Origin of the sequence: Halomonas sp. CH40 (genome assembly GCA_041875495.1) — a bacterium.
Taxonomy (GTDB): domain Bacteria; phylum Pseudomonadota; class Gammaproteobacteria; order Pseudomonadales; family Halomonadaceae; genus Vreelandella.
On the sequence record CP112982.1, the window covers coordinates 3,516,347 to 3,536,574 of the forward strand.

Annotated in this window: 21 protein-coding genes; 2 read left to right on the forward strand and 19 right to left on the reverse strand. The window is 55.8% G+C overall.

The window, feature by feature from the left end:
• Positions 1 to 5: 5 nt before the first annotated feature.
• The 6 genes from OR573_16015 to OR573_16040 all read right to left on the reverse strand — a co-directional run bounded on the left by OR573_16015 (position 6) and on the right by OR573_16040 (position 5,301).
• Positions 6 to 683: an FKBP-type peptidyl-prolyl cis-trans isomerase gene (locus OR573_16015; GenBank protein ID XGA79958.1), complete on the reverse strand. Its 678-nt coding sequence runs from the start codon at positions 681 to 683 to the stop codon at positions 6 to 8.
• Positions 684 to 905: 222 nt separating this feature from the next.
• On the reverse strand, positions 906 to 1,349 hold the full coding sequence (locus OR573_16020) for a universal stress protein (protein ID XGA79959.1): 444 nt from the start codon (positions 1,347 to 1,349) through the stop codon (positions 906 to 908).
• A 30-nt stretch (positions 1,350 to 1,379) separates the two neighbouring features.
• Complete coding sequence (locus tag OR573_16025) at positions 1,380 to 2,663, reverse strand: TRAP transporter large permease (GenBank protein ID XGA79960.1); 1,284 nt, start codon at positions 2,661 to 2,663, stop codon at positions 1,380 to 1,382.
• Positions 2,664 to 2,692: 29 nt separating this feature from the next.
• Positions 2,693 to 3,271, reverse strand: coding sequence for a TRAP transporter small permease (locus OR573_16030; GenBank protein XGA79961.1), 579 nt, complete (start codon positions 3,269 to 3,271; stop codon positions 2,693 to 2,695).
• Positions 3,272 to 3,442: 171 nt separating this feature from the next.
• Positions 3,443 to 4,510, reverse strand: coding sequence for a TRAP transporter substrate-binding protein DctP (gene dctP / locus OR573_16035; protein ID XGA79962.1), 1,068 nt, complete (start codon positions 4,508 to 4,510; stop codon positions 3,443 to 3,445).
• A 209-nt stretch (positions 4,511 to 4,719) separates the two neighbouring features.
• Positions 4,720 to 5,301, reverse strand: a complete 582-nt coding sequence (locus OR573_16040) for a TIGR02444 family protein (protein XGA79963.1) — start codon at positions 5,299 to 5,301, stop codon at positions 4,720 to 4,722.
• A 29-nt stretch (positions 5,302 to 5,330) separates the two neighbouring features.
• Here OR573_16040 and OR573_16045 point away from each other — a divergent pair, with 29 nt between their 5' ends.
• Positions 5,331 to 7,289 carry an ATP-binding cassette domain-containing protein gene (locus OR573_16045; GenBank protein ID XGA79964.1) on the forward strand — a complete coding sequence of 653 codons (1,959 nt, stop codon included), beginning with the start codon at positions 5,331 to 5,333 and terminating at the stop codon, positions 7,287 to 7,289.
• An 8-nt stretch (positions 7,290 to 7,297) separates the two neighbouring features.
• On the opposite strand, the gene dtd is transcribed toward OR573_16045, so the two are convergent.
• The 10 genes from dtd to OR573_16095 form a co-directional block, all read right to left on the reverse strand.
• Complete coding sequence (dtd, locus tag OR573_16050) at positions 7,298 to 7,735, reverse strand: D-aminoacyl-tRNA deacylase (protein XGA79965.1); 438 nt, start codon at positions 7,733 to 7,735, stop codon at positions 7,298 to 7,300.
• A 32-nt stretch (positions 7,736 to 7,767) separates the two neighbouring features.
• Positions 7,768 to 8,340 carry a chalcone isomerase family protein gene (locus tag OR573_16055; GenBank protein XGA79966.1) on the reverse strand — a complete coding sequence of 191 codons (573 nt, stop codon included), beginning with the start codon at positions 8,338 to 8,340 and terminating at the stop codon, positions 7,768 to 7,770.
• 195 nt (positions 8,341 to 8,535) lie between these two features.
• Positions 8,536 to 9,792, reverse strand: a complete 1,257-nt coding sequence (locus OR573_16060) for an ISL3 family transposase (GenBank protein XGA79967.1) — start codon at positions 9,790 to 9,792, stop codon at positions 8,536 to 8,538.
• Positions 9,793 to 10,136: 344 nt separating this feature from the next.
• Positions 10,137 to 10,976 (reverse strand): bifunctional hydroxymethylpyrimidine kinase/phosphomethylpyrimidine kinase, encoded by an 840-nt coding sequence (gene thiD, locus OR573_16065; GenBank protein ID XGA79968.1) that lies wholly within the window; start codon positions 10,974 to 10,976, stop codon positions 10,137 to 10,139.
• A gap of 147 nt (positions 10,977 to 11,123) precedes the next feature.
• On the reverse strand, positions 11,124 to 12,233 hold the full coding sequence (locus OR573_16070; protein XGA79969.1) for a TRAP transporter substrate-binding protein: 1,110 nt from the start codon (positions 12,231 to 12,233) through the stop codon (positions 11,124 to 11,126).
• 239 nt (positions 12,234 to 12,472) lie between these two features.
• Positions 12,473 to 13,879, reverse strand: a complete 1,407-nt coding sequence (locus tag OR573_16075) for a TRAP transporter large permease subunit (GenBank protein XGA79970.1) — start codon at positions 13,877 to 13,879, stop codon at positions 12,473 to 12,475.
• Positions 13,879 to 14,439 carry a TRAP transporter small permease subunit gene (locus OR573_16080; protein XGA79971.1) on the reverse strand — a complete coding sequence of 187 codons (561 nt, stop codon included), beginning with the start codon at positions 14,437 to 14,439 and terminating at the stop codon, positions 13,879 to 13,881. Before OR573_16080 ends, OR573_16075 begins: the two co-directional genes overlap by 1 nt.
• 121 nt (positions 14,440 to 14,560) lie before the next feature.
• Entirely contained in the window at positions 14,561 to 15,379 is an 819-nt protein-coding gene (locus OR573_16085; GenBank protein XGA79972.1) for an endonuclease/exonuclease/phosphatase family protein, read from the reverse strand.
• Positions 15,380 to 15,432: 53 nt separating this feature from the next.
• Entirely contained in the window at positions 15,433 to 16,065 is a 633-nt protein-coding gene (locus OR573_16090) for a thiol:disulfide interchange protein DsbA/DsbL (protein XGA81774.1), read from the reverse strand.
• A gap of 143 nt (positions 16,066 to 16,208) precedes the next feature.
• Positions 16,209 to 16,838 carry a c-type cytochrome gene (locus OR573_16095; protein ID XGA79973.1) on the reverse strand — a complete coding sequence of 210 codons (630 nt, stop codon included), beginning with the start codon at positions 16,836 to 16,838 and terminating at the stop codon, positions 16,209 to 16,211.
• Between the two features lie 298 nt (positions 16,839 to 17,136).
• Between OR573_16095 and yihA the strand changes: the two genes are divergently transcribed.
• On the forward strand, positions 17,137 to 17,784 hold the full coding sequence (gene yihA, locus OR573_16100; protein ID XGA79974.1) for a ribosome biogenesis GTP-binding protein YihA/YsxC: 648 nt from the start codon (positions 17,137 to 17,139) through the stop codon (positions 17,782 to 17,784).
• Positions 17,785 to 17,792: 8 nt separating this feature from the next.
• Here yihA and OR573_16105 read toward each other — a convergent pair whose 3' ends face one another.
• Genes OR573_16105 through OR573_16115 form a run of 3 tightly spaced genes read right to left on the reverse strand, consistent with a single transcriptional unit; the run spans position 17,793 to position 20,181 of the window.
• Positions 17,793 to 18,530 (reverse strand): HAD family hydrolase, encoded by a 738-nt coding sequence (locus tag OR573_16105; protein XGA81775.1) that lies wholly within the window; start codon positions 18,528 to 18,530, stop codon positions 17,793 to 17,795.
• Positions 18,527 to 19,435, reverse strand: coding sequence for a tyrosine recombinase XerC (locus tag OR573_16110; protein ID XGA81776.1), 909 nt, complete (start codon positions 19,433 to 19,435; stop codon positions 18,527 to 18,529). Before OR573_16110 ends, OR573_16105 begins: the two co-directional genes overlap by 4 nt.
• Positions 19,436 to 19,467: 32 nt before the next feature.
• Positions 19,468 to 20,181, reverse strand: a complete 714-nt coding sequence (locus OR573_16115) for a DUF484 family protein (GenBank protein ID XGA79975.1) — start codon at positions 20,179 to 20,181, stop codon at positions 19,468 to 19,470.
• Positions 20,182 to 20,228: the final 47 nt, after the last annotated feature.

A 20,228-nucleotide genomic window follows, 5' to 3' on the forward strand; every position in this document is an offset into this window, starting at 1 on the left:
CAGGGTTACTCGACATCAAGAAGTTCGACACGGAAAGTCAGAACGGCATTCGGGCCAATCGGGCCCTGACCACGCTCACCATAGGCAAGATCAGCAGGAATGTAGAGCATCCAGGTATCGCCCACACTCATCAGCTGCAGCGCTTCCTGCCAGCCTTCAATCACCTGATTGGCAGCAAAACTGACCGGCTCGCCACGCTCGAAGGAGCTGTCAAACACAGTGCCATCCAGCAGCATGCCTTCGTAATGCACCTCAACCGTGTCCTCTGCACCCGGTGAAGCGCCATCGCCTGATTCAAGCACTTCATACTGCAGGCCGGAATCCGTCACCGTCACTTCCTCGCGTTCGGCATTCTCGGCCAGAAAGGCTTCACCTTCCTCCAGGTTTTCTGCTGCCATGGCGCCAGCCTGCGCTTCGCGTTCGGCCATTGCCTGTTCCTGGAAACTGGCCAGCGCCTGAGCCATTTCCTCTTCGCTTAACGCCAGCTCATTGCCTTCAAACACATCACGAATGCCGTCTGTCAGGCTATCCACATCCAATTCGGCAATATCGGCCTGCATGCTTTCACCCAAAGTAACACCCAGGCTATAGGCCAGGCGCTCTTCATCGGTTTCCGGTGCGGCAGCGGCAAAAGGTGCCACCAGCAAGGTGCTCAGCAGGGCAGTCGAAAAAAACGTTTTCATGATATTCCTTACATCAGTGGTAAAAGGTCGTTGATCAAACATCTTTACAGAAAATCTTTAAAGCACGTCTTTGCAGATGGCCTTTGAGATAGTCTTTAAGATGGTCTTTAAGACAAATTTTAAAAACAGTTATTAAAGCGTAACACCCGCCGCCTCAGGGTGCATCTTCCTGAAACGACGGGTGTTCACTACGACAACAATCAATGCTGAAAGTTGGGGCCTCTAGACGACCAGGGTCGGGCAATGTGCCGCACCGGCAACCCGCTGGGAAACGCTCCCCAACAGCAGATTCTTCTCACCATTGGTGCCTTGGGCGCCAATCACGATCAGATCACACTCCCGTTTGCGGGCAAAGCGTACAATCGTCCGCGAAGGGCGACCGCCCTTGACAAAAGCACGCACCAGACTGCTATCCACACCCAGCTCTATGGCATGGGATTTGGCATGCACGGCAATTTCTGTGGCGTATTCCTTCAAGGCATCATCCGGAATATCCAGCTTGTTGGGGCGTACCATGGAAAGTGACGCTTCCAACAGGCTGTGATGCTTGAAAACACACAGAAAATACAGTTCGGCACCGGTCAGCCTGTGTAGACCCACCGCTTTTTCCAAGGCCTTTAAGGCACCTTTTGAGCCGTCTACCGGGATGAGTATACGGTTGAACATCAAGCTGTCTCCTTGTGGCGGTTTAACAACCTAGCGGAAGGCAATATCACGCAGGAACAGCGCAATCTGCGGGAACATGATCAGCAGCGCCGCTGCCAGGATCAGCATGAAAATAAACGGAGGTGTGCCCTTTATGACTTCAAGGTATGGCCGTTTGAAAATCGCAATCGCAGTAAAGATGTCACACCCGAAGGGCGGTGTCGCCGAGCCTATCGCCACCTGCAGCGTGATCAGAATCCCCACCAGTACCGGATCAAGGCCAGTAGCCGCGATGGCTGGCGTAAATACAGGTGTCAGTACCAAAATCACCACGATAGGGTCAACAAACATGCAGGCCACAAAGAAGGCAATACAGATAGCAATTAATACGCCGGTAGGCCCTGCTTCATTGATACCCACAGCCTCAAGAATGGCTTGAGGGATCTGGGCAAACGAAATAATCCAGGAGAAGCCGTTGCCGACCGCCACCAGAATAAACACCACTGCCGTAATCAAACCGGTTGATTTGGCAATCGCATAGATGTCGTTCATCTTCAACGAACGGAACACCACAAACTCCAGCAATACCGCATAGAGCACACAGGCTGCGGCCGCCTCAGTTGGGCTGAAGATACCGCCATAGATACCACCGATGATGATCACCGGGAAACCCAGAGGCCATAAGGCCAGACGTACCGCCGAGAAACGCTCTCCCCAACTGGTCTTGGGTTCAGTGGGCACACCGCGGACACTGGCATAGACAACAGCGTAAACCGTAAACATGGCCAAAATCATTAGGCCAGGGCCAATGCCGGCAATAAACAATTCACCGATAGAAGTACCAGACACAATCCCATAAATAATCATGCCGATACTTGGCGGAATCAAAAAGGCGATATCACTGGAGTTAATGATTAGTGCCAGAGTAAAAGAATCTGAATAGCCAGCTTTGAGCATCCGAGGACGCAATGGAGAACCTACCGCAACCACAGTGGCCTGGGTAGAGCCAGAAACAGCACCGAACAAGGTACAGGACACTGCCGTGCTTACCGCCAGCCCCCCTTTGATATGACCGATAAAGGCCATCACCATGTTGATCAGCCGATTAGCTGACTGTCCTCGGGTCATGATATCCGCCGCCAGAATAAACATCGGCACGGCAATCAGCGAGGCGGGCCGAATTCCGGCCATCAACTGCTGAATCAATGTTTCCATCTGACCCAGCCCACCAAACATCATGTAAAAGCCGATGATTGACGCAGCAGCCAGCGGAATCATCATGGGAAAGCCCAGCAAGAGTAGGGCAATCATGGTGGTAATCATTATTGTCGTCATTTTTTATTCCCCCGGGCAATTTGGTTGCATCAGACTTCCGTTTCTGTGTCCTTGTAACCGTCGACGACCGAGGTCGACAAATAGACATCATGCGATCTGAGGTTTTTGATGGCTGTAAACAAGTACTGTAGGCCAGTGACAAAAAAGCCTAGGGGCACCCAGATATAGATAATATAAATTGGAAAGCCAAGTGCGGGTAAGATGCGTCCTCTGTCATATAGGGTGAGAATATAATGAACAGAGTAATAAGCCAGGAAAAACATCACCAGAGAGGTGAAAAGCGCGATTATCACCATCAAGACACGGCGTCCTCCCACTGGAAGAGAATCATAGATGGCAGACATACGTATGTGGCGCCCATGACGCGCTGCATACCCAATACCCGCAAAGGTAATCATGATGATCAGGATACGATTGACCTCACCGGTGAAAAACAAGCTTTCCCCGAGCAGAAAGCGTCCGATGACATTGGCGACGGTATTGGTGGCCATTAATAATACGCCGACAGCGAGAATTATCGCTTCAAACTTACTTATCAGCGTGTCAATGCTACCCAGAATACCGGGCAGGCCAGAGGAATAATGCTTTTCAGCTTCTTCGTCGGTCATGGCCGCGCTCCCTTCAGCAGACATGGTTAAAATCAAATAGCCTTCTCAATATCGTATTCGCTGCTACGTCTTGATAACTAATGCTGGATAGGTACCAGCACTAACCAAGAAGGCTGGAAACAAAACGGGGGCAGCCTAGCTGCCCCCAGATGGTGCGGGTGAAACGTCCAATCAATTTCCCTGGTTTGTCTCGACTTCCTCAGAAGCCTCATCTTGCTGAACCGCCTTGAGATCAGCCTTGAACTGATTCAGCAGCTCCTCACCTTGCTCGCCGGTCATTTCAATGAATTCTTCTTCAACCTGGGGGGCGCGCTGCTTGAAAGCTTCAATCTGTTCGTCATTCAGGCGGGTGACAGTAACTTCATCTGAAGCTGCCTGGATTTTTTCAAGCGACTCTTCGGAAAGACCTTGAATGTGCTCAATGGTGTGCTCATAGGCCGCATCAGAAGCCGCTTGCACCAGTTGCTGATCTTCTTCGGACAAGCCTTCGTAAAAATCCTGATTGGCCATCATGGCAGTTGTGAACCAACCATGGCTGGTAAACGTCAGGTGAGGAGACACTTCATACAGACCACCGGATTCAATCCAGAAAATCGGATTTTCCTGACCATCGATAATGCCCGTCTGCAGGCCACCATAGACTTCACCCCAGGGCAACGGTGTCGGCGTAGCACCAAAAGCACTGTAAGTTTCGGCCAACAACGGGTTGGTCATGGTGCGAATTTTCTTGTTATCAAAGTCTTCGGGCGACGTGATTGGCTCATCAGCCGTGACGACCATTTCACCTTCAGGATACATCTGAAGCAGCTCTAGCCCATGTTCGGCGTAGAGCTCGGGGAACATTTCATTGATTGCCTTACTCTCGTCAAAGAATTCAAGCACCGTGTCCATATCCGTAGGCATCAGATAAGGAATAAAAAAGATCTGTGCTTCCGGGATCAAGGCACCGGTAAAACCGGGCGACTGATTAACAAATTGCAGAATACCACTTTGTGTCTGTGACATGATGTCATCAGACTCGCCCAGCTCGCCAAAACGATAGACTTGAACGCTATGCTCGGAATTTTCTTCAATATATTCTTTGAACGCATAGGCAAATACATCCTGTACGTCGCCTTCATATTCTTCATGGGCGTAACGCCAGTTTTCCGCAGAGGCAGCAGATGAAAGACCCAGCAATAAAGCGCTTACGCTTGCCGTAGTAAGTAGCTTGGTAGTAACAGACTTATTCGACTTCATGCGTTATTCCCCGTTCCAATGGTGTGCAGTGATTACTTGCAATAACGGTTCGCAATGACTCACTTCACATTAATCTGTTTTGATCCTGAAGCAAACAGCAACAGTGTTAAATGTTATAAAGCAATCCTACTAATATTTAATATTCAACAATATACGTTGGACTGCGCCAGTTCATTCTCAGCATCAAACAAAACTAACTAATTTTCAGGCTAGCGCGCCCTTATCAAGGGGTCAAGCCGCGACGCGATGATTGACCAGGCATTATCGGCAACAGATGAAGAATTAATTGATGAATTACTAATATTATCTAAATGTGACGAAAAAGCATGCAATTTCAACCATTCTGCAAGCTCTTGCGTTGATCGTGATTCGCTAGACAGGCTCTTCATTGCCTGTTCATGGCATTGCCCCCACTCCTGCCAGCGTTGAAGGTTTTCACGCTCGGCCAACAACTCTGCCTTTTTAATGGTGTTGCGCAGTTCCGCCACGCTGGAATCCGCTCCAGCCCTTACGGCATCATGCTTTAACGCTTGACGAAGCTGACGCAACACGGCGGTGATATCCGTTTGCCAGCGGCTTCTTTCACGCCGCTCAATGGCTAGCGCTTGAGGATTCGCTTCAAAGCCATAAATAAATAGCCAGCTATGAAATAATACTTCACACACATCCACACCCTCTTCATCCTGCAGGCACAGAAAAGCGGCCTCGACATCCGGCAAGGCATAAAAACGCAGAGCAAAGGCCCACAGGGAATCCTGCTGAAGCGCTGTCAATCGGGTAGAATTGTCCATCAATCGCTAACCTCTTTTCGGGAGAACGCATGATCGCACTGCGCCAGGTCGCGCTACAACGCGGCACACAACGGCTACTCGATAACGCTGACCTTACTCTCAACGATGGCGTTAAAGCCGGCATTATCGGCGCCAATGGCGCGGGCAAATCCAGCCTGTTCAAGCTCTTGCTGGGCGAACTGGGCGTGGATCAGGGCGAGATTGAAATGAGCGGCAATCAGCGCATTGCCCACATGGCCCAGGAAGTGGATGCCCTTGACCGCGCCATTATCGATTATGTGTTGGACGGTGACATCGCCTTGCGCCGGGCACAAGCCGACCTGGCGGAGGCCCAGGTCTCAGGGGCCGCCCACCGCGAAGCGGAGCTGCATGGCCTGATTGAAACCCTGGACGGCTACCGCGCAGAATCACGCGCCGCTCAGCTACTGGTCGGCCTGGGGTTTGTACAGGCGGATCTGCAGCGTCCGCTGTCCGATTTTTCCGGCGGTTGGCGCATGCGCGTCAACCTGGCCCGCACCCTGTTCATGCCATCTGACCTTCTGCTACTCGATGAGCCTACCAACCACCTGGATCTTGATGCCCTGCTGTGGCTGGAACAGTGGCTGACCCGCTACCCGGGCACCTTGCTGCTGATTTCCCATGATCGTGATTTTCTCGACGCCGTCTGTGACCATATTGTGCATATGCACCAGCAAAGCGTAGAGCTCTACCGGGGCAACTACTCGCGCTTTGAACGCACCCGGGCTGAAAAACTCGCCTTGCAGCGCGCAGAAGCGGCCAAGCAGCAGGCTCGGCGCGAAGAGATCGAGCGATTTATCAACCGCTTCAAGGCCCAGGCCACCAAGGCCCGCCAGGCCCAAAGCCGGGTCAAGATGCTTGAGCGCATGGGCGATATTGCCATTGCCCATGTGGATTCGCCTTTCCACTTTCGCCTGCCTGCCGCCGATAAAACCTCGCACCCCTTATTAGTGCTGGATCAGGCCCAGCTGGGTTACCAAAGTAGAGAGGGTGATATCGTCCAGCTGGATAAGGTCAACGTCACGCTATTACCCGGCAGCCGGATCGGCCTGCTGGGCCCAAATGGGGCGGGTAAATCCACCCTGATCAAGAGCCTGATTGGCCAACTGCCCCTGCTGGCAGGCAAGCGCGTCCCCGGCGAGCACCTGAAGATTGGGTACTTTGCCCAACATCAGTTGGAAAGCCTGGATATCAACGCGACCCCTTTCATGCACGTTCAGCGCCTGTCGCCTACCGCCAGCGACCAGGACATCCGCAACTTTCTCGGCGGTTTTGGCTTTGCCGGAGACGATGCCTTTGGCGAGGTAGCCACTTTCTCCGGCGGCGAAAAAGCCCGCCTGGCACTGGCGCTGGTGGCCTGGCAGAAACCTAACCTGCTGCTGCTTGACGAGCCTACCAACCACCTTGACCTGGAAATGCGCGAAGCGCTGACCGAGGCGCTGGCCAGCTTCGAGGGCACCGTTATTCTGGTCTCCCACGACCGCCATCTGCTGCGCGCCAGCGTGGATGAATTCTGGCGCGTGGCCGACCACAGGGTTGAGCCCTTTGATGGCGACCTGGACGACTACCGCCAATGGCTGAAAGAGCGCCTTGAATCACAACGCCGCGATGCCCGCAGTGACAAGAGTGAGCGCCAGGATCAACAAGCCAGTGGAGACAGCCGCGAAGCGCGCAAGGCGGCGCGTAAAGCCGCTGCAGAGATGCGCGAAAAGCTCAGGCCGATCAAAAAGGTGCGTGATCAGGCCGAAAAAGCCATGGAAAAGGAACAAAATGCCCTGACGACACTGGAAGAACAGCTGGCTGACCCGGCGCTATACACCGATGCCAGCCGCAAAGCGGAGCTGACTAACGCACTGGCCAAACAGGCAGATATCAAAGCCCGCCTGGATGACGCCGAACAGCGCTGGCTAGCCGCCGAGGAAGAACTTGAAGCCGCTGAGGCGGACTTACTGGAAGCTGAAAAGGGTTAAGGCAGTCGTCAGCTTTCAAGCATAAAGGTAACGGGGCCATCGTTAACCAGCGCGACCTGCATATTGGCGCCGAACTCTCCGGTGGCCACCGGCACATCCCCTGATTGCGCCTGGGCCACCAGATAATTGAACAGCCGCTCGCCTTCCTCCGGCGGGGCGGCGCTGGAAAAACTCGGCCGCAGGCCTTTGCGGGTGCTGGCGGCCAGGGTGAACTGGGAAACCAGTAGCAAGCTACCGCCTGCCTGCTGAACATTGAGGTTCATCTTACCTTGTGCATCGCTGAACACGCGGTAGTTCAAAAGCTTATGCAGCAGGTTATCGGCACGGGCTTGGTCATCGCCTTTTTCCACTCCCACCAGCACCAGCAGCCCTTGGTCAATCTGGCCTACAGTCCTGCCCTCAACCTCAACGCTGGCCCGCGTCACTCGCTGTATCAATGCCTTCATATTGCCCCAAAGAGTTCATCTAAATAGCCGGACTATTGGCGTGCCAGCAGTTCATCACGAAAATCTTCGCCAAGTGGCGTTTCACCCAACCAGATGCCAAACATGGCGCTGGCCGCATCCGCATCGCCGCCTTCAAACAACACCTCACCGTTCAGGGCCAGCCGCAGCTGCTCGCCATCCCAGCTGAGTACATAGCGGTCACCCTCTTCCACACTGCGATAGCGGGCGTTCAGGGCTTCGATATCGTCTTTGACCTGATTGAATTCATACAACGTCAGGTTTTTCTGGATAGTTTCCAGCGTGGCTTCGGCGAAATCTTCGGCGTCAATATCATGAAAATACGCCAGCTCCAGGCGCCTTGGTACCTCGCTCAGCGGCTGAGGGTCTGTAACACCTTCACCCTGATAGTAGGCCCCGGCATAGGCCGTCCAGATCATATACTTGAACACACCGCTGCCTAACAGCTCATAGCGCTGGCCATTTTCTTCTACCGTGCGGCTGAAAGACTCGCCGTTCTCGGTGACGCTTTCCGCCTGTGCCATTGCGGTTGTGGCCAGAAGCAGCCCAGCTATCAGCCAAGCTGTAAGACGTTTATGAATCCACATAAAACCTCCACCGACGGTAATTAAAGACTCTTATACTTACCATTATTCAGCGTATAAGTTCCGCATAAGCACGATTCTCGATACTCCCCCACACCGTCATTCCCAAATTCCCACAAAACTGACATTCCCGACTTCCCCGCAAACTGTCATTCCCGACTTCCCCGCAGTACTGTCATTCCCGGGCTCTTCGTCATTTCATGTGGATTTGGCCTGATCAAGCAGGCGGCCCACCGGGCTACCAATCAGGTAAATCATAGCAATGAAATTAGCTTCATTTCGGTAGCCCCGTGCACGTGAACGAGCCGCCTGAAACAGGCCGTTCATTCCTTCTAGTCGCGCGTTTGTCAGCCCCGAGTGCCAGCGCCTGACTACCGCTTTAGCGTGTCGCTCAAGTGTCTCCAGCGCTTTCCCCATCGGCTTCAGTAGAGGCTTCTCAGAAACTGCTGCTTTCATGATTTTTAGGTAGTTCGTGATCCGCCAACGCGCTGCCCTGGGCGTTGACGCTTTCTGGATCCAGCTTAACTTTTCCTTGATCACCCAAGCATCGGCCGTGGCGCTCTGATCGGCAACCAGCTCCTGAAGTGCCGATATCTGTTTAGGTGTGTGGTTCTCATTTTCCAGGCTCTTCAACAGTGCCCAGCGCAGCGACTTGGGGTGTTTCTGCTCGCGGCGTTCTTTCTTGCGCACCTCGTCCAGTCGCTTGGTGAAGGTCTGCACGATATGGAACCAGTCGACCGTTACCTCCGCCTTGGGAAGAGACTCGGTGACGCCACTAAGGAAAGCAGGTGACATGTCACAGACAACCTCGACCACATTGTCCACATCGCCACCATGAGCCGCCAGGAAGGCACTGAACGCCTTGATGGTGTCCTTGCCGCAGCCTGGAACAGCGAAAATCACCGGTTCCTGCTTGCGCTGCATATCGAGGAACACGGTGACGTAACGATGCCCGCGTCGGGACGCGGTTTCGTCCACGCCAACCATGGTCACATTGGACAGATCCAGCTCTCCCAGCATGCGGTTCACGTAGTGGTGCACGATGCGCCATAGTCGTTTGTCGGAAATCTCCAACTGCCGGGAGACAGCCAGCACTGGCATCTCCTTGACGAGCGACATGGCCGCCTGCTCGAACAACAGGGTAAAGTCACTGCCGGGCCGCGCCCAGGGCACCTTTATGCGTTTGACGCCATGTTCAGGACACTTTGTACGAGGGACGCGAGCATGCAAGTAACAATGGTGCTGAAAGAAGTTCAGATGTCGCCAGGTTTTGTCAGCAAAGTCGTGGGCTTGGCAGGCCTTACCGCACTCTGGACAGGGATAGAGGCTGCCACGCTCCGCCTCGACATACAGCTCCAGGCGGTGAGGCGACGCAGCGGTATCCAGGTGCTGATCCTTGAGAATCCAGGGCGCTTCCAGGCCAAGGCCGAGTGTTAAAATCTGGGTGCCGTCCATGTCGTACCTCCTGCTAATATGGAGGCAATATTCTGGCTCAGCTCAGGGGGCGAATTCCACACCCAACGACGAAGAGCCCATTCCCGAGGGGGTAATCGGGAATCCACCTTGACCTTTGTCAATGCAGCCCCAAAACCAAGGTCAAGATGGATTCCCGCTAAAAGCATGCGGGAATGACGGGGTGGTGGCGGCGCGCCGGAATGACGGGGTGGCGGCGGCACGCCGGAATGACGGAATTGGGGCGGCTCACTATTCACGACGCGGCTGGGGTGGCCCACTATTCACTATTCACGCCTCACGCCTCACGCCTCACGCCTCACTATTCACAACTCCATTCCTACCAACTACCACCATTCATGAAAATGATGCACGGGGCCGCGGCCCTTGCCAACGTTAAGCCGTGTGCTGGCTTCCAACGCAGCATGCAGCCACTGTTTGGCAACGCGAATGGCGTCTTCCACCGGCGCCTCGCTGGGCTGTCTGGCCAGGCAGGCGGTGATGGCGGACGACAGCGAGCACCCTGTCCCGTGAAGATTATCGGTTGCCAGTCGAGGCGCCGGTAGCCAGGTAGTACCCTGCGGGGTCGCTAACAGGTCTGAGCAGTCAGCGCCCTGCAAATGGCCACCTTTGAGCATCACATAAGGCGCGCCCAGACGACGCAGCGCGGGCATGACAGCCTCCATTTCAGCGGTTGATCCCGGCGTGTCACCGCCCAGCAATACTGCGGCTTCTGGCAGGTTGGGGGTAATTACATCAGCCAGCGGTATCAGGATGTCGCGTACCGCCCGGATGCCCGCATCATCCACCAGCACATCGCCGCTTTTCGCTACCATGACCGGGTCCAACACCACCCAGCGCGGGCGCTGACGCCCTATACAGTCGGCAATCACTTCCGCCACCTCACGGCTGGCGACCATACCGATTTTCACCGCATCCAGTGCCACGTCATCCAGCAGGGTTTCAAGCTGTTCAGCGATAAACGATGCAGGCACAGGAAAGACACCGCGCACACCCTGGGTATTTTGCGCCGTCAGCGCGGTAATCACACTGGTACCGTAGGTGCCCAAAGCCGAAAAGGTTTTCAGATCCGCCTGGATGCCGGCTCCACCGGAAGGGTCAGAGCCTGCAATGGTCAAGACATTGTTGATTGATGACGCACCTGAAGATGCCGGTTGAGTTGCCATAAGAGATCCTTGTTCACCTTCCATTTGACAGGCCCGCCTACACAAGCCGGCGGCAGGTTATACACAGATATAAAAAGTAGCCATACAAAAGCGCCAGATAAAAAAACGGCCACCCTCAGGCAGCCGTCCTCATTACCGCCGAAAAATTTACTCGGTGGTATCGCCTTCCGGGTTGCGGGCGTTGTAATACGCCTGCTCGGAAATGGCGTGGTAGTTGACAACCTTATCCTGGAAGGTGCTGTAGGACTCATAAATGCGTGTAGCCAGATCGCTGGATTCTGCCAGCTCAGCAATCACATCGTCTGAATACTCTCGTGCTTGGGCCAGTACATCATCAGGAATACGCCGCAATTCAACCTCATGTTCGTTGACCAGGGTTTCCAGCGCATCGTTGTTACGTGCGGTATATTCATCCAGCACGTTGGCGTTGATATCACGCACCGCTGTGGTCAGGATCGCCTGCAGGTCGCTGGGCAGTTCGGCCAGCGCCTCTTCGTTGACGATGGTTTCAAACATCACGGTCGGCTCGTGCCAACCCGGATAGTAGTAATAATCAGCCGCCTGATGGAGGCCAAACGCCAGGTCGTTGTAGGGGCCAATCCACTCGGTAGCATCAATGGCACCGGATTGCAGCGAGGTGAAAATCTCCCCGCCCGGCATGTTAACGATAGCCACGCCCATACGGCTCATGACTTCGCCGCCCAGGCCTGGCATACGCATTTTCAGGCCATCAAGGTCGTCAAGGGAATTGATTTCCTTGTTGTACCAGCCACCCATCTGCACGCCGGAGGCACCCGCCACCATGACATCAACACCGAAGGGCTCATAGACTTCGTTCCAAAGCTCCATGCCGCCGCCGAAGTGCAACCAGGCGTTCATTTCCTGGGCGTTCATGCCAAACGGCACTGCGGCAAAGAACTGGGCTTCAGGGGCCTTGCCTTTCCAGTAGTAGGACGCGGAATGGCCCAGCTCTGCGGTGCCATCGGAGACGGCATCAAACACTTCAAAGCCCGGCACCAGCTGGCCAGCCCCAAAGACTTCGATGGTCAGACGGCCATCTGACATTTCATCAACCAATTCTGCCAGGCGCTCTGGCCCTTGGCCCACGCCCGGAAAGTTTTTCGGCCACGAGGTTACCATCTTCCAGCTGAAGGTTTCCTGGGCCTGAGCCTGATTATCCAGGCTGGATACTACCAGCAGGCCTGCGGACATGGCGGTGGTCATGGCCACGGCGGCGGTCAGTGTTTTAACTTGCATGTAAACCCCTTGTTATGAGTGTTTTTCGGGTAATGTGTACGCTATCAGATAGCCGCGTACACCTGGCGCTTGATCATCAGCGCCTGCTGCATGACAGTGCAGCAGGCGGCTAAATAAAATTAAAATGCACCACATTGAAACCAGTCAAGCTTGCCATGAGACAGCGTTGATAGCAGCCTCCACTTTCAACTCAACCTTATGGTTTCTCGTTGAGCGTTTTAACCTGAATCTAAGGCGATTTAGCCAAACTGGCTGGGCAACCAGGTCGCCAGCCCAGGGTAAAGCGCCAGCATCAACAGCATGCCTAACTGAATCAGGATGAAAGGAATCACGCCACGGTAGATCGCCGATGTGGGCACTGATGGCGGCGCAACGCCGCGCAGGTAAAACAGCGCAAAGCCAAACGGCGGTGTCAAAAACGAGGTTTGCAGGTTGATCGCAATCATGATGCCCAGCCAGATCGGATCCAGCCCCATGGCCAGCAGAATAGGCCCGACAATTGGCACCACTACAAAAGTGATCTCAATAAAATCAAGGATAAAGCCCAGCAGGAAGATCACCAGCATCACGATGATGGTTGCCCCGACTACACCGCCCGGCATACCTTCAAACAGCTCAGTGACCATGTGTTCGCCGCCATAGGCACGAAAGACCAGCGAAAACAGCGCCGCACCAATCAGGATCATGAACACCATGGTGGTGACGTGGGTCGTGGAGCGCAGGACGTCTTTCAGCGTAGCAAGATCAAGCTGACGGTAGGCCAGGGCCAGCACCAGGGCACCAAAGGCGCCCACCGCAGAAGCTTCTGTCGGGGTGGCAAAACCGCTCAGGATGGAACCCAACACAGCAACAATCAGCACCACAGGCGGCACCAGGCCCTTGAGCAGCAGCCAGCCGATGCCGGAGGTGTGGCCAAGTTCCTCCATCAACTCCTGACGATCCGCAGGCGGTGCCATATGCGGGCGTAGCCAAGCGGTCGCCGCGATATAGAGCATATACAGCACCACCAGAATCAGGCCAGGCACCAGGGCGCCCATGAACAGATCACCCACTGAAACGGTCTTGGGGCTGAAGATCCCCATATCCAGCTGGGCTTGTTGATAAGCGGAAGACAGGACATCACCCAGTAGCACCAAGGCAATGGATGGCGGAATAATCTGGCCAAGGGTTCCCGTGGCACAGATGGTGCCCGTGGCCAGCGACATGGAGTAATTGCGCTTGAGCATGGTCGGCAGCGACATCAACCCCATGGTCACCACGGTCGCGCCGACAATGCCGGTTGATGCGGCCATCAGCATGCCGACCAGAGTAACCGAGATACCCAGGCCGCCGCGCAGGGAACCAAACAGCAGCGCCATGGCATCCAGTAGGGTTTCCGCCACCTTGGATTTTTCCAGCAGCACCCCCATCAGCACGAACAGCGGCACTGCCAGCAGGGTGGTATTGGTCATGATGCCGTATAGCCGGTTTGGCAGGGCGGCCAGATAACCACCATCAAAGTTGGCATCCACGCCCATGGCTTCAAGCCCCAGCCCCAGGCCTGCAAAGGCCAGTGCCGTACCCGACAGCGAGAAGGCAACCGGGAAGCCGAACATCAATACGATACAGATGACGGCAAACAGAATAAGCGGCATGAATTCCAGCATCAGACACGCTCCTCTAGATGTTCAGCATCTGCCGATGGCGGCACAATCCGGCCCGTCAGGATATAGGCATTGCGCACCAGTTCAATGGCGCCTTGTATGATCATGAAAAGTGCAAATAGTGGAATCAGGGTCTTAAGCAAAAACACCGCAGGAATGCCCCCGTAATCTGGCGAGCTTTCAAGTATTCGCCATGAATTGCTGACATACCCCAAACTGGAGGCAATAATGAATACCATGATCGGCATCAGCAGGAAAACGATGCCGCACAGGTTGATCAACGCCTGTCGACGGGGCGCCATCTTGCGATAGAAGATGTCAACACGCACATGCCCGTCATGGCGAAGCGTGTATGCAGCGGCGAGCATGAAGACAGCCGCGTGCATATACATGACCAATTCCTGCATGAAGACACTATTGACCGAAAAAACGTAGCGTAGCAGCACAATGGCAAACTGAATCAGCATCATCAGAATGATCAGCCAGGCCAGGGTGCGGCCGAACCACTCTGAAGCGCTATCCAGCGCGCGCACCAGAGGGGGGAGTTGTGAAGTCTGGGACATGGGAAGCGTCTCGTATCCAGCGTCTAGGAAAATCCGCGCCTGAGACAATACCTCATCTGTTTCCAGAATGCAGTGTTAACAATTCACGCAGCGTTCGCGTGGTCAACGCAGCGTCGTCTGCCTATACCCTGGCAGGGCAGCTTGTTTTCAGAGTTTCCAGGCATTCTGTTGGCAGAGGAAGGTCTACTGCCAACGGCAGATGGTCAGAAAACAGATGATCCAGCACCTGCACCTCCGCCGCTTCCAGGCTACGCGAAAGCAGGATGTGATCCAGCGCTCGGCGCGGTTGCCAGGAAGGATAGCTAAGCAGCGGTTTTACTGGATGCAGCGGCAGGGACTCGCTGAAACGTGCATGGGCATGAATCTGTTCCGGTGTGCAGTTCAGATCACCCATGACTACCACATGGCGCAGCGGGGTAATCAGATCGCTCAGGTAATTGAGCTGGCGGGTACGCCCGCGATGGCTCAGAGCAAGATGGGCAACAAAGATATGTAACGCATCAGGCCCCTCTCCGAAGCGGGCATGAATGGCGCCACGCCCCGGCAGGGTACCGGGTAGACGATGTTCTTCAATGCGAGTCGGTTTGAGGCGCGACAGCAGGCCGTTGCTGTGCTGGGCGATCTTCCCGAGATTGCGATTGAGCTGCTGAAAGTGGTTAGGGAAGCCCGCCCGTTCTGCCAGGTAGCGCACCTGATTGACACGACCAGAGCGAAAGCTGCCGCCATCCACTTCCTGCAGGCCCACAATATCAAAGCGCCCCAGCACTTCGCTGATCAACTCAAGACGTTGATTGCGCTCACGCTGGGGAAGTAGATGCTGCCAGCTACGGGTCAGATAATGATGATAGGCAGACGTCTGAATGCCCACCTGCAGATTGAACGTCAGCAGACGCAGGTGGCCATCAGCAAGCGATGGTAACCGGGCATCCAGTTGGCTCATGTGGGCAGGCACTCCGTTAACAACGTCTTCCTTGCTCGATCATTCAGACGCTATCACTCAGCGCGCTCTTCACGAATACGGGCAATCAGCGTCTCGGCAATCTGGGGCATGTTATCCAGGCTACCCGCACTGCTGGGTGATACCAGGTACTGGCCATCAATAATCAGCGCTGGCACTCCCATCAGCTGCATGTCACGCATACGGCTATGAGCGCGGCTGACGTCACTGCGTACACCAAAGGAGGTCAGAGCGTCACGCGCTTCCTCTTCACTGACGCCATAGTTGGCGAAGAAGGCAGCCAGGTCATCGGTATCGTTCAAGGACTGGCCGTCTTCGTGGATGGCTGTGAAGAAATCAGCATGCAGGTCATCTTCAATGCCAAGCTGCTCAGCCGCGTAAAACGCGGTGGCATGCGTGTTCCAGTCACCGCCCATGGTGGCCGGCATCTTGACCACGCTTACATCATCCTCAAGGGTTTCATACCACTCGGTGACGGATGACTGCAGGCGATAGCAATGCGGGCAGCCGAACCAGAAGGCTTCGGTGACCTCGATCTGCCCCTCTTCCACGACGGTTTCCACCGGCGTTTCCAGGCGCTCATAGTGCTGGCCTTCCACCAGCTCCTGAGCACCTGCCACCGTTGAAAAGACCAGTCCCGTCGCCGCTACCATCAGCGCTTTTAGCATCATCAAATTTCTCCACTCAGCAAATGACCGATAAACCTGCAAAAACAACAAACCATAAGACCGCTTCGGCCGTCTTATGGTTCACTTCTGATCGCCCGTATTCTTGAAGAGCGCGCCGGTTAACCTGCTATTGCGTAGAATCGTTAATGCAGACCCAACACATAGTTAGCCACAGCTTCCATGTCGCGGTCGCTCATCTTGGAGGCGATATCGCGCATGATGGCATTCGGGTCATTGTGGCGGATACCAGCCGCGAAGTCCTGTAGGGTCGATACCGTGTATTCAGCGTGCTGGCCGGAAAGCGCCGGATAAACAGCGGTACCAAGGCCTTGACCCGTTGGCGAGTGACACGCCGTACATGCTGGGATGCCTTTGCCTATATCGCCTGCACGATAAAGATTCTCGCCACGCTCCAGCAGCTCGGCGTCATCTACAGCCTGGCCAACGTTGGGATCCATATTGGCGAAGTAAGCGGCGACATCCCAGGCATCCTGATCAGAAAAGTCATCGACCTGACCTGCCATCTGGGCGACTTCACGACGACCATCGCGAATATCCATAATCTGCTTGGCCAGATAAGACATTTGTTGGCCCGCCTGGTTAGGGAAGGCACCTACCATACTGATACCTTGCTGGCCGTGACATGCCGCACAGCTTGCGGCCATTTCACGGCCGGCGTTCGGGTCAGCGTTAACCTGTAAATCCTGTGATTGGGCTTGGACGGTGCCAACGGCACCCATGGTAATTGCTAGGCCTGCCAGTAACTTTCTCATTGCTATTCCACTATGCCGTTAGTTGGTGACTGGTACGCACCCCGGGCGCTGCCCGGGTTCAGCACACTACCAGGGTCAGCTCTGTCTGCCGCGACAATCAGGTGATAAGACACCGGCTGAATTGTCGCTGGCGGTTAGAGCGCAATGGTACACTAGCGCCCTAGGTCGCAGATATAAACAAACCGTATTATAACGAATCACCCCAGCGGCGGGAATGCAAGTCCTGACCTGCTTTAGGGGTAATTTTCGTGCTCATGTTATGCTTCATGGCGCTTTTTAGCGCTTTGTTTTCGCCAGGATGTCACCGATGACTGAATCACCCGCTTCTTTTCCGGCTCTTAACTATACCACTGCGCGCTTTTTAACCAGTGCCCCGACCCTGGCCCAATGCCCTGAAGACAGTGGCACTGAGGTTGCTTTTGCAGGCCGGTCGAATGCCGGAAAATCAAGTGCAATCAACGCACTTACCCAGCAAAAAGCGCTGGCCAGAACCTCTCGGACGCCCGGCCGCACCCAGCTGATCAACTACTTCGGCCTGATGAACGGGACTTCCCAGCGGCTGGTCGACCTACCCGGTTATGGATACGCCAAGGTACCTGAGGCCGTCAAGCTGGAATGGCAGCACCACCTGGCTGATTATTTACGCGGGCGTAACACCCTGCGCGGCCTGGTTCTCTTAATGGATGTCCGTCATCCATTAACCGAATTCGACCAGATGATGCTGGGGTTTGCCGATAAACGGGACATGCCGGTACATATTCTACTGACTAAAGCCGATAAGCTGAAGAAAGGCCCCGCCAATGCGTCACTGCAAAAAGTTCGCTCGCAGCTGCGCGAATGGGAAGATCTGGTGTCTGTGCAGCTTTTTTCAGCGCTGAAAAAAGACGGCATAACAACGCTTTCTCAGCGTCTGGATCAGTGGCTGGCTCTCCCCAAAGACGTATAAACCTGTTGTCAGCGACGTTTTTCAAGCCAGGCCAAAAGCTCCGCCAACTCTCTTACGTGAGCAATACGCTCGACTCGCTCTGGCAGCGCCTGATCGCCACTTTCACTGACCCAAACGGCCTGCATCCCCAGCCGCTGGGCGGGCAGCACATCCTCCTCCCAGGAATCGCCAACATGCAGCGCCTGCTCAGGGGCTACGCCAAGCCGCTCGAGCGCCGTCAAAAAAGGCTTTGGGTCAGGCTTGGGGGCCAGCAACTCACCGGCAGCAATGGCAATGGGGAAATACTCCGCCAGCGGCTGGCGTTGTAAATGGATATTACCATTAGTGATGGCGGCCAGCCGATAACGCTGACGCAGAGTGCTTAGCAAGGGGGCGACCTCCGGGTGCGGGGACACCTGAACCCGCAAACGGTGGAATTCGTTCATTGCCGCTGCCGCCCACATCAGGGCAGTACTGCGTGCAAGCCCACTGGCCTCCAGCTGGGCTTCCAGAGCACGCAGGCGCAGCCAGGTAAAATCACCGCGCCGCTCTGGCACCTCGACCACCAATTGCTGACGACGGGCCAGATAATCCGCCAACCCTTCTGCGTAGTTTAACCCCAATGGCGCTGTCTGGCGCGCGGCCAGCCAGGTTTCCAGAGTCTCCAGCAGCCAGCGGTAGTGTCCCTCTTCGGTACGCGCCATGACGCCGTGGTTGTCCCACAAGGTGTCATCCAGATCAAAGGTGATTGCTTGCAACATGCTTATGCCTCAGGGGGAGTATCAGGGGGCGTGGAATGACGACGGGCACGCGGGTGCGCGGCGTCATAGCTGGCGGCCAGGTGCTGCCAATCCAGCCGGGTGTACACCTGGGTGGTGGACAGGTTGGCGTGGCCGAGCAGTTCCTGCACAGCGCGCAGATCCTGACTGGATTCGAGCAGATGGCTGGCGAAGGAATGGCGCAACCGGTGCGGATGCAGGTGCTCAGGCAAGCCACGCGTGACGGCCAACTGCGCCAGACGCTTCTGAATCGCCCTGTGCCCCAACCGCTGCCCGCGCTGGCCGACAAAAAGGGCCGTTTCATCGGCGTTGGCCAGCAAGGAGCGGTGCGGCTGCCAAGCGGCCAGTGCCGTCTGGGCGCGCCGCCCTACCGGCACCTGGCGCGGCTTGGCCCCTTTACCCATCACCCGTACGCGTTGAGTTTCCAGATCATCCAGATCAAGTGCGGCCAGCTCCGCCAGGCGCAGGCCGCTGGAATAGAGCAACTCCAGCATTGCCTGATCACGATAGGCCAACGGCGATTGATCATGGGGCGTATCCAGAAAGCGAGCCAGCACATCAACATCCAGCGGGCGCGGCAGGTGGCTGGGCGTCTTGGGAGTACGCAGCAAGGTCACCGGGTTATCGGCCAGAATACCCCGCATCACACAGTCCTCAGCAAAGCGTGATAGCGCCGCGCGCCGCCGGGCCAGGCTGCGCGCGGCCAGGCCGCGGCTGCGTTCGCTGGACAGAAAGGCGCGCAGGTTGGCCATAGTCAATTGCGCGGCGTCATCAATGCCCTGCGCTTGGGCAAACGCCTCTAGCGCTGCCAGATCGCGGCGATAGGCATCCAGCGTCGCCGGGCTGGCATGCTGGGCCAGTGATGTCAGAAAGGCGGCCACCTGGGCGTTCAATGCCGTCACATCATCTCCTGTGAGTAAGCGCTTCAGTTGCCTGGTCCCAGGCGCACCAGCAGCCGTGCGGTGATATCCCCAAGATACTCGGTAAACAGAGTGTCCATACTGGCGCGATACTGTTCCGGGTCGGGGCTTGCCAGCAGCAGATAGCCAAGCGGCTCGCCCGCACTCAACCGGGTAACCGCGCAGGAGCCGGCCTTGTTAGGCGCGGCCACATGCGGTAGCAGGCACTTCCAATCGCTGACGCCCAGCTTGGCGCAACGACTGGTGCGGCCATCAAGCAACGCCGCCAGGCGTGTACTGGCATGTTGATCCAGTACGTGGCGAGGTGGCTGCGGCGGGCTGGGCTCCATATCGCTGAGCGTCGCCGGGCACCACAGCGCCAGCGCCGGTGTCGCAAAGCGCTCGCTCATCTGGGTCGCCAGCGCCTGGGCGAGCATGTCGCGATCCTGGGCATCCACCAGCGCCAGCAGGGTTTCACGCAGGCGGCGGTACTGGGTTTCTGTATGCCGGGCGGTGTCCAGCAGCTGCTCCAGCCGCCCTTCGGCGGATTCGGCGCGATGGCGCAGGTCCACTACCAGACGTTCCAACAGCGACACCGCCGCCCCGTTGATATTGGGGTGAGGCACCTTGAGCTGCTGCAACAGGCCTTCCCGGCCCACAAAAAAGTCGGGATGGCGGGCCAACCAGAACGCTACCTGTTCAGGATCGAGCGTCTTGCGCGGTTCAGGGGCTTGAGACATCACCGTTCTCCATTCCAATCCATTTTCATTATATAGCAGCAGCGCTG